Origin of the sequence: Sphingomonas ginsenosidimutans (assembly GCF_002374835.1) — a bacterium.
Taxonomy (GTDB): Bacteria; Pseudomonadota; Alphaproteobacteria; order Sphingomonadales; family Sphingomonadaceae; genus Sphingomonas; species Sphingomonas ginsenosidimutans.
In genome coordinates this window covers 191,570-203,208 of sequence record NZ_NWVD01000003.1, presented here as the reverse complement: position 1 = coordinate 203,208, position 11,639 = coordinate 191,570, and the positions used below count along the sequence as shown (strand labels likewise).

11 protein-coding genes are annotated in these 11,639 nt (G+C 68.2%); 6 read left to right on the top strand and 5 right to left on the bottom strand.

The genetic code is table 11. The features are described from left to right. Positions 1-38 precede the first annotated feature (38 nt). The 5 genes from COA17_RS09400 to COA17_RS09380 all read right to left on the bottom strand — a co-directional run bounded on the left by COA17_RS09400 (position 39) and on the right by COA17_RS09380 (position 6,604). A complete protein-coding gene (locus tag COA17_RS09400) occupies positions 39-749 on the bottom strand; it encodes a polysaccharide biosynthesis/export family protein (protein WP_141397066.1) in 711 nt (236 codons plus the stop codon). A gap of 54 nt (positions 750-803) precedes the next feature. Then, positions 804-2,102 (bottom strand): O-antigen ligase family protein, encoded by a 1,299-nt coding sequence (locus tag COA17_RS09395; protein ID WP_176484851.1) that lies wholly within the window; start codon positions 2,100-2,102, stop codon positions 804-806. 162 nt (positions 2,103-2,264) lie between these two features. Further along, positions 2,265-3,821, bottom strand: a complete 1,557-nt coding sequence (locus tag COA17_RS09390; RefSeq protein ID WP_096611926.1) for an FkbM family methyltransferase — start codon at positions 3,819-3,821, stop codon at positions 2,265-2,267. Continuing rightward, a complete protein-coding gene (locus COA17_RS09385; protein ID WP_096611924.1) occupies positions 3,818-5,203 on the bottom strand; it encodes a glycosyltransferase family 32 protein in 1,386 nt (461 codons plus the stop codon). Before COA17_RS09385 ends, COA17_RS09390 begins: the two co-directional genes overlap by 4 nt. A 159-nt stretch (positions 5,204-5,362) precedes the next feature. Next, positions 5,363-6,604, bottom strand: coding sequence for a UbiH/UbiF/VisC/COQ6 family ubiquinone biosynthesis hydroxylase (locus tag COA17_RS09380; RefSeq protein WP_096611922.1), 1,242 nt, complete (start codon positions 6,602-6,604; stop codon positions 5,363-5,365). A 113-nt stretch (positions 6,605-6,717) separates the two neighbouring features. Here COA17_RS09380 and cobA point away from each other — a divergent pair, with 113 nt between their 5' ends. The 6 genes from cobA (at position 6,718) to COA17_RS09350 (ending at position 11,553) form a co-directional block, all read left to right on the top strand. Next, a complete protein-coding gene (gene cobA / locus COA17_RS09375; RefSeq protein ID WP_066491078.1) occupies positions 6,718-7,521 on the top strand; it encodes a uroporphyrinogen-III C-methyltransferase in 804 nt (267 codons plus the stop codon). Further along, positions 7,518-7,814, top strand: a complete 297-nt coding sequence (locus tag COA17_RS09370; RefSeq protein WP_096611920.1) for a DUF2849 domain-containing protein — start codon at positions 7,518-7,520, stop codon at positions 7,812-7,814. Before cobA ends, COA17_RS09370 begins: the two co-directional genes overlap by 4 nt. Continuing rightward, on the top strand, positions 7,814-9,448 hold the full coding sequence (locus tag COA17_RS09365; protein WP_096611918.1) for a nitrite/sulfite reductase: 1,635 nt from the start codon (positions 7,814-7,816) through the stop codon (positions 9,446-9,448). Before COA17_RS09370 ends, COA17_RS09365 begins: the two co-directional genes overlap by 1 nt. Next, positions 9,441-9,878: a DUF934 domain-containing protein gene (locus COA17_RS09360; protein WP_096611916.1), complete on the top strand. Its 438-nt coding sequence runs from the start codon at positions 9,441-9,443 to the stop codon at positions 9,876-9,878. The genes COA17_RS09365 and COA17_RS09360 overlap by 8 nt, the downstream gene beginning before the upstream one ends. Then, positions 9,871-10,629 carry a phosphoadenylyl-sulfate reductase gene (locus COA17_RS09355; RefSeq protein WP_096611914.1) on the top strand — a complete coding sequence of 253 codons (759 nt, stop codon included), beginning with the start codon at positions 9,871-9,873 and terminating at the stop codon, positions 10,627-10,629. Before COA17_RS09360 ends, COA17_RS09355 begins: the two co-directional genes overlap by 8 nt. A gap of 177 nt (positions 10,630-10,806) precedes the next feature. Further along, positions 10,807-11,553, top strand: coding sequence for an SDR family oxidoreductase (locus COA17_RS09350; RefSeq protein ID WP_245857606.1), 747 nt, complete (start codon positions 10,807-10,809; stop codon positions 11,551-11,553). Positions 11,554-11,639 lie beyond the last annotated feature (86 nt).

Here is an 11,639-nt window from a genome sequence, read left to right as displayed (position 1 = left end):
GCGGAGGGAGGAACTGACGAGGTTCATGAAGATGGGCCTTATTGCAGCACGGCGATCAACGGCGCCGCAAGCACCGGAGACAACGACACGAAATCACGGAACAGACGACGCTGCGGCGAATCGCCAACGATGATGACGTCATTGGCGTAAACGGGCGGGTCGTCATAGGCACCGCGGCGGATCGCCGAGATATCGTAAAGACCAGCCATCCGCTTGTCGCCCACCGTCCGCAGGATCACGACATCGTTCTGCCGCGCGAATTCGGTCAGCCCTTTGGCCGAGGCGACGACGCGCATCAGCGTCATCTGATTGGTGACCGGGTAAAGGCCGGGTTCTACTACCGAGCCGTCGATGGTCACGACCTGGCTGACCGAACTCTTGATGTTCACCGTCACCTTGGGGTCGCGGACGTAGTGCGCCTTCAGGGAGGTCTCGATCGCGGCCGCAAGCTCTTCCGCAGTCTTGCCGCGTGCGTCGATCGCGCCGGCCAGCGGCATCGCTATCCGCCCGCTGGCGTCGACCTGCATCTCGCGATCGAGATCAGGGATGCCGAACACGCTGACCTCGATCGTGTCGAGCGGCCCGATCAACGCGGGGCGGTCAGCCGCAACCAGGTCGCTACGGTTGGGCGGTGGCAGCACATTGGCACCGTCGACGACGGTCAGGCTACCGTTCGACCGGAGCGGTTCGGGCGAACCGCACGCAGTCGTCGCCAGGGCGATGCACAGGATGGCAATCGGAAAGCGCATTCGCTTGGATGTTCCGGAGAAAAGGGAAGGTGACGCGCTCTATAGATTTGCCGATCAGGACGGTAAAGCCACACCGTTTGCATGGGCTTTACCGCGCGCAAGCCACATTGCGGCGACGACGACCAACGCCATGACCGTCGGCGTGCGGGCAGGATAGTCGGCGGTGCTGGCGATCAGGACCAGCAGGATCATCGCCGATCCCAGCCGTCCCAGCAGGATGTCGTGATCGCCCTTCGCCCGCCACACCCGGATCGAGGCGAGCGCCCACCAGCCGATGGCGGCGACGAGGATGAGGATCCCCGCGATCCCGGCGTCAAGTGCGATCCCGAGATAATCGTTGTGCGCTTGATTGAAATAGGTCGGCTTCAACAGAGCGAACGGCTCGTGGATGCGGAATACCGGGTCGAAACCGCCCAGTCCCGACCCGAACGGCATATACAGCGCGATCATCGCCAGAACGGTGGGGCGCGCGCGCGATCGCATGTCCTCGCCCACCTCCAGCGTGATCAGCCGACTGATTCCGACCGCGCGATCCGCCGCGAAGCTCAGCGCGATGAAACCGCCGATCACCAAAATGGCAGCGACAACACACGCTGGCAGCAGCCAGCGCGGTCCGCCCCGCAACCGGCGGCGCAAGTTCCGGCCGACCAGCAGCAGAGCAAGCGCGAGCGCGACGCCGCCGAGAAGGATGCCGGCGCGCGACCCAGTGGCCAGGATCGTCAGGACGAACACAATCACCAGCCCAGCGGCGAGCGGACCGCGCCAGCGCAGCGCCTCGCGGTCCATAAACGCCCATGCCGGAGCGATCAGGCAGCCCATCGCGACGAACAGCGCGAAATGGTTGCGGTTAGCGAAGATGCTGCTGACCAGTCCGGGCGTGTCGTTGAGGAAGGGGCTGTTGAACCCCGCTCCCGAAAATTGCAGCAGGCCCAGCAGGACCGCGGCACCGATCATTCCCAGCAGCATCGTCGGCATCCAGCGATGCACACGCGCCTTGCCCTGCGCCAGGATCACGAACATCGCCACCGGCACGACCAGCGAGGCCAGCGCGTTGCGCGTCGCACCCGGCGTCATCGTCCACGGCCGCCAGGGAACCGCCTGTCCCGGCGTCGACAGGATGGCACGGCCCGGCAGCGCCTGCCACCACGCCGGCGGCAGCGGGATAAGCTGGATGAATGGCAGCGCAATCGTGGCGGCCAACAGCCATACGATCGCCCGGCACCCAGCCAGATCGGGTCGCGGCCCGGCCAGCGAGGCGACGACCAGCAACGCCCACGCCCCCGCACGAACCACCACCTGCCCCATGGCGTCGGCGCGCGAGGCACCGCCCGCCACCCACAACAGGACGATCATCACGAGCGCGAGGGCAAGGGGCAGATCCGGTCGGAAGGAGGATCGGCGCGCAGAACGGACATGAACCATGCCCGTCCGTTAGTCGATCGTCACCCGTTTCGAAACAGGCCGCGTGCCGGGCCCGGATTCGCGGACGACCGACCTGCGCTCGCCGGCCCGCCCTCACGCCACCAGCGGCAGCCCCGCCGCCTTGCGCAGTCCGTCGGCGAACACCGTCGGCAGGCCGTGTTCGACATACAGGTGGCGGGCATAGTCCATCAGCACGTCATGGCGGTAGGCGGTCATGTCGTTGCCGAAGGTCAGCACCGCATAGTTGCCCGCCATCGCGTCGAGCAGCGCGTCCTGCTCCTCCTGCGTCATCCACTGTACCTCGAAATGGATCACCAGCGGGCGGCAGCCGCGCGCCAGCACGTCCTCCATGATCTCCTTGTCCATCCCCTCGGCATCGATGACCAGGATGTCGGGCGCGCGCCCGTCGGACCGGGCCAGCACCGTGTCATAGTCCACGACAGGCACGGTGATCGGCTCGATACATTGCCAGATGCGCGCGGTCATTTCCGCGGGGTGGGTACCGTCCTTCAACGGATTGCGATCCTGGTAGGCCGACGAAATGCCCGCTACCCATGCCGGCAGCCCTAGCGGGGCGACCTTCGCCGGATCGACCGCATTCAGCACCAGTTCGCCCACCGCCATGCCGTATGCCAGCGGCAGCAGCCGGACGTGGCGGTTGTTGGCGTAATGACGCTCCAGCGCCGCGAACAGATGCGGGTTCGGCTCCATCAGGAGCGCGGGCGGATCGTAATTGACCAGTGCGCTGCGCAGCGGGTCGACCAGCACGCCGTCCGCCGCGCCGATCTGCCACACCATGCGATCACGGTCCGCCGCCAGCAGCCAGTGGACGACCTTGGCGAAACAGAAGGCAACCTGATCCTCCGGCGTCAGCCCCAGGTCGGGGGACAGGACCGGCGCGATCTGCACCAGGCTGCGGCGCGCGTCGCGGATGGTGTCGAGCATCAGCCCGACATCCTCGCCCCATTCGTCCGCGAAATCGGGCAGCATACCGGTGGGACAGGACAGGTCGCCCATCGCGACCATCCGCAACAGCTTGTCCTGCTGCACCTCCTGCGACAGCCACGATCCCTTCCAGATGTGGATGCCATAGGTGTTGCCCAGATCGCGCATATAGGTCGCCGACATCGGCTCGCCGGGCAGATAGGGGTAGAAGGTCGCGGTCGGCAGCGGCTCGTAATAATGTTTCTTGAGGAACGCCCCCAGCAGCCACGGCCCGGTCGACTTGTCCGGCCGCTCCTCGTCGATGTCGTGCGCCAGTGCATGGTCGATCATCTGCGCGAAGATCGGGTGCCCGGCGGGCGCGCCGATGAAGCTGTTCGAGCAGAAATCGCGCGACGACGTCTCGTTGCAGACGGTCAGTTCGGCGGTCAGCGCCCCCGGGTCGAAATGCCGGTAGGGCATGATATCGCAATCGAGGTAGATGCCGCCCTCGTTATAGAGAATCTCGTACCGTGCCAGGTCGGCGCGCGCCGCCATGCTGGTGAGGGTGCGCAGGCGATCGCGAACGCGCGGCAGGCGATCGATATCGGCGTCGCGCCACGTGACGAACCGATGATCGGGGAACTGGCGCTGCCACGCCTGCCAATACGCTTCATAGGCATCCGGGATCGGCTTCGCGCCGAACCACACACGGTGGAAGGTCGTCATGCCTCGACTCCATTCAGGGTCTTCACACCTTCGGAGAAGACCGTCGCGATCCCGTTCTCGACATAGAGCGCGCCGGCGTATTCCATGATGAGGTCGAAGCGGTACGCCGCCATGTGCGCGCCATATTCCAGCGTCGCATAATCGTCGCCCAGCCGCCCCAGCAGCATCCGCAGGTCGGCCGGATCCATCCCCACCATGTCGAAATGGATCACCGCCGGGCGGTGCCCGCGGTCCAGCACGTCGGCGATCACCGCCGCGCTGCCCGCGCCGTCGTGCAGCACCAGCACGTCGGGGGGGACGTCGCCCGCAGCGGCCCAGATCTCCTCCCAGGCCATGCCCCCTTCGGCGGGCGCGAGCGCGACCGCGCGGGCATTGGCATGGGCGGCATGATCGGCGGCCAGCGCGGCGACCCGCGCGGTATCGCTGTCGATCAGCAGCGCCGGAGGATCGTCGTTGACCAGCGCGGCACGCAGCGGGTCGGGGCGTTCGCGCGACGTGCCGACCTGCCACACGCGGGTGTCGGGCGCGCGCGCGAACAGCCAGTGCGCGACCTTCGCCAGTTCGAACACCGCCGCATCCTTGGCGTTGACCGAGAAATCGTAGCCTAGTAGCGGCACGATCTGCAGCGTCTTCTCTCGGATGTCGCGCACCGCCTCGATCATAAGGCCGACGTCGCGCGCCCAGTCGGCATGCTCGACATCGCCCTCGAAGCCGCGCAGCAGCACCGCCGGTTCGGCGACGTCACCGCGCGCGATCATCTGCATCACCTTGTCCTGCTTGGCGGTGCCGGGCAGCCACGATCCACCCCACACATGGATGCCCAGCGTCCCCGACAGGTCGCGGCGGCGCACAACCGACAGCGGCTCGACCGCGGCATAGGGATAGAAGGCGCTGGACGGCAGGCGGCGGCATTCGTGCCCGGCCAGGAACCGCCCGAACAGCCACGGGCCGGTCGCGATATGCGGGTTGCCTTCGTCGATATCGGCATCGCGCAGATATTCGATCATCGCGTCGAACACCGGGTGCCCCGGCGGCGAGGCGACGAACCCGAGCGAGCAATATTCGGTCGAGTCGGATTCGTTGCACACGGTCAGCTCGCGCGCCATCTCCTCCGGGCGGAAGCGGTGCCACGGCATGACGTCACAATCGAGGTAGACGCCGCCATGCGCGTGCAGGATCTCGAACGACCCCAGGTCCGCGCGCATCGACGGCACGCGCAGCTGGCGGATCCGGTCGCGCATCCGCGGCAGCCGGTCGATATCCTCGTCGCGCCAGGTGACGAATTCATGCCCCGGATACTGGCGTTGCCACGCCCGCCAGTAATCTTCGTAGGCCGGCGGAATCGGCTTGTCGCCGAACCAGATGCGGTGAAACGTCGTCATGCCAACCGGCCCCCTCGCGCGTCGCGCCGATGCCGGCGGGTACCGGTCGGCGGATATGCGCATCAGGGTAAATTTTGTTGGTTAACGAATGGTGTGGATGGCGAATTTTCCTGACGGGGACGGCGGTTAGGCCTGCCGACGCAACGGAAGCCGACCCGCCTAGACCCCCACCCCCATCAGCAGCCGCGGCAGGTCGCCGCTTTCGCCGCGCGCCTCGGCCATGAAGCGGTCCTTCAGCGGGGGCAGGCGGTCGACCGCGGTGATGCCCAGCCGGCGGATCGCGCTGGCCGCCTTGCCGGGCAGGCCGAACAGGCGGGTCAGCGTGTCGGTGGCGGCGGCGACCATGAACGTGTCGAGGCTGCGCCAGTTCTGGTAGCGCGCCAGCAGCTGCGCATCGCCCGCCTCCAGCCCCAGCCGCCGGCCCTCCACCAGCACCTCGACCAGGGTCGCGACGTCGCGATAGCCCAGGTTCACCCCCTGCCCCGCGATCGGATGGATGCCGTGCGCGGCATCGCCGACCAGCGCCAGCCGCGTGTCGGTGATCCGCGCGGCATGGTGGAAGCCCAGCGGGTAGCTGGCGCGGGGGCTGGCATGCGACAGTGCGCCCAGGAACCCGCCCATCCGCTTTTCCGCCTCCGCCAGGAAGCCGCGGTCGCCCAGCTTCAGCAGCCCAGGCGCCTGGTCCCCGGGCACCGTCCACACGATCGCACAGCGGTGGCCGATATCGTCGTCGGGCAGCGGCAGCAGCGCGAACGGTCCTTCGGGATAGAAGATCTCATAGGCGATATCCTCATGGCTGCGTTCGTGGTGGAACGCGCCGATGATCGCAGTGTGATCGTATTGCCAGCGCGCGACGGTGATCCCCGCCGCCTCGCGCGTGGGCGACTGGCGCCCCTCCGCCGCCACCAGCAGGTCGGCGGTGACGCGCGCGCCCGACGACAGCGTCGCGCGCACTCCGTCGGCATCGCGCTCCACCTCGGTCGCGCGGGTCTGCATCCTCAGGTCGACGTGCGGCGCGGCCACCGCCGCATCGTACAGCGCGCGGCGCAGCAGGCGGTTTTCGTACATCGTCCCCAGCGCAGCATCGTCGGGCGCGGGGATGAAATCGAGCTTGCCGGGCGCCAGCCCGTCGCTGACGCGGATCTGCCGGATCGCGCAGCCCTTGCCCGCCAGCGCCTGGCCCACGCCGATCGCGTCGAGCATCTTGTGGCTGGCGCTGGCGACGGCGGAGGCGCGGCCGTCGAACCCGGCCGACAGCGTCACCGCCGGGTCCGCCGGATCGACCACGATCGAGGACAGGCCATGCCGGTCGAGCGCGACGGCAAGGCACGCGCCCACCAGCCCGCCGCCGAGGATGAGCACGTCGGCGTGATCCGCCGCTTTATCCGTCGCCTGGTCCATGCCCCTGCCCTACGCCACCGGCGCGTGCCTGCCAATGGAGTGCAAACCTGTCCTACGTGCTTGCCAAGCAGCGATGATTTGCGCGCGGACCGGCGGCGGCCCATCTGGCGAGCATGGCAAGTCTTCTCGATCCCGAGGCGCGCGGGCGCGTCATCCTGGTCGGCGCCGGTCCGGGCGATCCGGGGCTGCTGACGGTGCGCGCGGTCGAGGCGCTGCGCCAGGCCGATGTCGTCGTCCACGACGGGCTGATCGACCCGCGCGTGCTCGATCTCGCCCCCCCGGCGGCACAGCGTATCTCGGTCGCCAAGCGCCGCGCGCGCCATACCTTGCCGCAGGAGGCGATCAATGCGCTGATTGTCGCGCATGTCATCGCCGGCAGCGTGGTCGTGCGGCTGAAGGGCGGCGACCCGTTCATCTTCGGCCGCGGCGGCGAGGAAGTGGAAGCGGTGCGCGCCGCCGGCCTCGCCGTGGAGGTGATTCCGGGCGTGTCGGCGGCACTGGGCTGCGCGGCAGAGGCAATGCTGCCGCTGACCCACCGCGATCACAGCAGCGCGGTCAGCTTCGTCGCGGGCCAGTGCAAGGGGCTGGCGGAACAGGACTGGTCCGGGCTGGCCGGCCAGGGGCGCACCTTGGTGATCTACATGGGTGTCGCCACCGCGGAGGCGATCGCCGACAAGCTGATGGCCGATGGCGTCGCCCCCGACATGCCGGTCGCGGTGTTGGAAAAGGGCACGCTGCCCGGTCACCGCGCGCTGCGCACGCTGCTGGCCGATCTGGGCGCGATGGTCGCGCGCGAGAAGGTGGCCAGCCCCGCGATCATCGTGGTGGGCGAAGTGGTGGAACTGTCGGATGCGCAGGACCGTCTGGCCGGCTATGCGCGCGTGGCGGATGGCATGGCAGTGGGGAATGCGGCGTGAGACTGATTACCGGCAACGATCTGGCGACCGGCGACGTGGTGTGGTGGACCGGCGGCGATTGGTCCCGCCATATCGAACAGGCGGTGGACGCGGGCGATCGCGCCGAGGCGATCGCGCGTGAGGAGGAAGCCGCGCGGCGAGTCAACGTCCCCTATGTGATCGAGGCGACCGCGACCGCCGACGGTCCGCGCCCCGCGCATATCAAGGACCGTATCCGCGCGCTCGGCCCGACCGTGCGCCCCGACCTGACGTTGAAGCCCGCCGATCCGGCGGCGGGAAGCTGGGTGATCTGATGTACAGGTACGACGAATACGACCAGGCGATCGTCGACGCGCGCGTCGACGAATTCCGCGACCAGGTGCGCCGCCGGCTGGCGGGCGAGATCACCGAGGACCAGTTCAAGCCGCTGCGGCTGATGAACGGCCTGTATCTCCAGCTGCACGCCTATATGCTGCGCGTCGCCGTCCCCTATGGCACGCTCGACAGCCGCCAGATGCGGATGCTGGCGCATGTCGCGCGCACCTATGACCGCGGCTACGGCCATTTCACCACGCGCCAGAACATCCAGTACAACTGGATCCGGCTGGACCAGGCGCCCGACATCCTCACCGAGCTGGCGACGGTGGAGATGCACGCGATCCAGACCAGCGGCAATTGCATCCGCAACATCAGTTCGGACCAATATGCCGGCGCCGCCGCGGACGAGGTGACCGACCCGCGCCCCTGGGCCGAGCTGATCCGGCAGTGGAGCACCTTCCACCCCGAATTCACCTACCTGCCGCGCAAGTTCAAGATCGCGGTGATCGCCGCGGAGGAAGACCGCGCGGCGATGCGGCTCCACGATATCGGCATCCGGCTGCATGAGCGCGACGGCGTGCTGGGCGCGGCGATCTTCGTCGGCGGCGGCATGGGCCGCACCCCGATGATCGCGCATGAAATCAGGGACTTCGTCACCGCCGACGACCTGATGAGCTATCTGGAGGCGTGCCTGCGCGTCTACAATCGCTACGGCCGGCGCGACAATATCTACAAGGCGCGGATCAAGATCCTGCTCCACGAAATCGGCCCCGACGACTATCGCCGACAGGTCGAGGAGGAGTTCGCGCAGGTCAAGGCGCTGGGCATCGATCCGCCCGCGGCGGAGCTGGCGCGGATCACCGCGATGTTCGCGCCCCCCGCCTTCGACGCGGCCGCCGCCGGTGACGTCGCCGATCGCACCGACCCCGATTTCGCGGTCTGGCTGGACCAGAACGTGCGCGCACACCGCCAGCCGGGTTATGCGATCGTCAACATCTCGCTCAAGCCCGTCGGCGGCATCCCCGGCGATGCCAGCGCCGACCAGATCGACGTCATGGCGGACCTGGCGCAGCGCTACGGCTTCGACGAACTGCGCGTCACCCATGCGCAGAACATCGTCCTGCCGCACGTCCGCATCGCCGATCTGAAAGCGGTGTGGACCGCGCTGGTCGACGCCGGGCTGGCGGAGGCGAACCTCGACCTCATCAGCGACATCATCGCCTGCCCCGGGCTCGATTATTGCAGCCTCGCCAACGCGCGCTCGATCCCGCTGGCGCAGAAGATCGGCGAGCGGTTCGCCGATCCGGCACGCCAGCGCGACCTGGGCGAACTGAAGCTCAAGATCTCCGGCTGCATCAACGCCTGCGGCCACCATCACGCCGGGCACATCGGCATCCTGGGCGTCGACCGGAAGGGGACCGAGAATTTCCAGCTGCTGCTGGGCGGTTCGGGCGCCGAGGACGTGTCGCTGGGCAAGATCACCGGCCCGGGGTTCGACGAGGACGGCGTGGTCGACGCGATCGAGCGCGTCACCGACAAATATCTGGAAGTGCGCGACCCCGGCGAACGGTTCGTCGACACCTATCGCCGCGTCGGGATGACGCCGTTCAAGGAGGCGATCTATGGCTGAGGAAGCCGCATTCCTGCGCTTTCGCGACGACACCCCGCATGAGGAGCCGGCGGTGACGCTCGATTCCTTCCTCGCGGACCAGTCGAACGCCACCGCGGTGCGTGTCGAGCCGGGGGATGAGGCGCGCGCGCTGATCCCGCATCTCGACCGGCTGGCGCTGATCGAGGTGTCGTTCCCCAGCTTCCGCGACGGTCGCGGCTATTCCACCGCGCGCATCCTGCGCGAGGCGGGGTATCGCGGCGAGTTGCGCGCCGAGGGCGACGTGCTGGTCGATCAGATCCCGCTGATGCGCCGCTGCGGCTTCGACAGCTTCGCGCCCGCTGCGCCGATCGACGCCGCGGTGCTGCAACGCTCGCTCGCCCGCTATCCGCAACCGTATCAGAAGGCCGCGGACGGCGCGGCCCCGGTGTGGAAGCTGCGTCATGGCTGAACCCGCGCGCCAGCTCGACACGATCGACGTGCGCCCGGTCTTCACCGCCGAGGATGCCGCCGCGATGGAGGCGCGCTTCGCCGGGGTCGCGACGCCGGACCTGCTCGCCGCGCTGCTGGCAGGCGAGTTGAAGGGGCGCGTCGCCGCGGTCTCCTCGTTCGGGGCCGAATCGGCGGTGCTGCTGCACATGATTGCCGCTGTCGACCGCGACGTGCCAGTCATCTTCACCAACACGCAGAAGATGTTCGGCGAGACGCTGGCCTATCGCGACGAACTGGCCGAGCGGCTGGGCTTCACCGACCTGCGCGTCTTCCGCCCCGACCCGCGGCTGCTGCGGCTGAAGGACAACAAGGGGCTGCGCTGGTCCTACGACCCCGACGGTTGTTGCGACCTGCGCAAGGTTGAGCCGCTGCGCCGCGCGCTGATGCCCTTCGACGCCTGGATTTCCGGGCGCAAGGGCTTCCAGGCCAGCTCGCGCCGCGCGCTGCCGCGGTTCGAGGCGGATGAGGGCCGGTTGAAGATCAACCCGCTCGCCGATTGGGACAAGGCGCGGCTCGACGCCTATTTCGACGCCCACGACCTGCCCCGCCATCCGCTGGAGGCGCAGGGCTATCTCTCGATCGGCTGCGCCCCCTGCACGTCGAAGGTCCGCCCCGGCGAAGATCCGCGCGCCGGCCGCTGGCGCGGCTGGGACAAGGTGGAATGCGGCATCCACGTGCCGGAAAAGCCGGGCGAAGAACCCGCGTTCTGATCCGCCCGACGCCGCCGCGACGTCCCGGCTTTCCCGATATTCGGTGACCCGTCGACCGCTTCGGGAAAGCTCGTCCCGCGCAGAGCCGCTTCGTCAATTTGATGACAAGAAACGAGACGCGTGCAGCGGAAAGGCTCGCTAGCTGATCGGCTCCATCAAGGGAGCCATCGAATGAGAATGCTGGACGGCAAGGTCGCGATCATCACGGGTGCCAGTTCCGGGATCGGGAAAGCGGCCGCCAAACTGTTTGCCGCGCACGGCGCGTCTGTGGTGCTCGTCGCCCGGCGCGATGCGGCGCTGGCATCGGCGGTCGATGAAATCGAGGCGCAAGGCGGTCGCGCGCTCGCCGTCGTTGGAGACGTCACCGAAGCGGGTACGCACGATAAGGCGGTTGCCGCCGCACGCGCGACATTTGGTGGCGTGGACGTCGCGTTCAACAATGCCGGCTCGGTCGGCACCATGGGGCCGCTCGCGGAGATCGAGCCTCGCCAATGGGCGGAGGTGCTGGCGTCGAATTTGACCGCGGCCTTCCTGGGTACCCGCGCGCAAATTCCTGCCATGATCGAGCAAGGGGGCGGCACGCTGGTCTTTACGAGCAGCTTCGTCGGCAATAGCGTGGGGTTGCCGGGCATGGGGCCGTATGGCGCAGCCAAGGCGGGCCTCATGGGCTTGGTCCGCGGCATCACGGCCGATTACGCCGCGGCCGGCATCCGCGCCAACGCTCTCCTACCTGGCGGCACCGCGACCGACATGGCCGGCGACGCCGCCCAGCGCGAATGGGCTGCCGGTCTCCACGCGATGAAGCGGATCGCCCGCCCCGAGGAGATCGCGCAGGCAGCGCTGTTCCTCGCCAGTGATATGTCGAGTTTCGTCACGGGATCGGCGCTCTGGGCAGATGGCGGCAACGCTGCCGTGAAGCTCTAGCCGGTTCCCGTGATCGGCGGCCTCCAGGTGCGAAGGCCCGGAAGCCGCCGCGCGGGCCGTTTTACCCTCGTTTACGGGAATGGCGC

Excerpts from the sequence above, each read along its gene's own strand:
- COA17_RS09400 (WP_141397066.1), bottom strand. The coding sequence starts at position 749 with ATGCGCTTTCCGATTGCCATCCTGTGCATCGCCCTGGCGACGACTGCG.
- COA17_RS09395 (WP_176484851.1), bottom strand. The coding sequence starts at position 2,102 with ATGATCGTCCTGTTGTGGGTGGCGGGCGGTGCCTCGCGCGCCGACGCC.
- COA17_RS09390 (WP_096611926.1), bottom strand. The coding sequence starts at position 3,821 with ATGACGACCTTCCACCGTGTGTGGTTCGGCGCGAAGCCGATCCCGGAT.
- COA17_RS09385 (WP_096611924.1), bottom strand. The coding sequence starts at position 5,203 with ATGACGACGTTTCACCGCATCTGGTTCGGCGACAAGCCGATTCCGCCG.
- COA17_RS09380 (WP_096611922.1), bottom strand. The coding sequence starts at position 6,604 with ATGGACCAGGCGACGGATAAAGCGGCGGATCACGCCGACGTGCTCATC.
- cobA (WP_066491078.1), top strand. The coding sequence starts at position 6,718 with ATGGCAAGTCTTCTCGATCCCGAGGCGCGCGGGCGCGTCATCCTGGTC.
- COA17_RS09365 (WP_096611918.1), top strand. The coding sequence starts at position 7,814 with ATGTACAGGTACGACGAATACGACCAGGCGATCGTCGACGCGCGCGTC.
- COA17_RS09360 (WP_096611916.1), top strand. The coding sequence starts at position 9,441 with ATGGCTGAGGAAGCCGCATTCCTGCGCTTTCGCGACGACACCCCGCAT.
- COA17_RS09355 (WP_096611914.1), top strand. The coding sequence starts at position 9,871 with ATGGCTGAACCCGCGCGCCAGCTCGACACGATCGACGTGCGCCCGGTC.
- COA17_RS09350 (WP_245857606.1), top strand. The coding sequence starts at position 10,807 with ATGCTGGACGGCAAGGTCGCGATCATCACGGGTGCCAGTTCCGGGATC.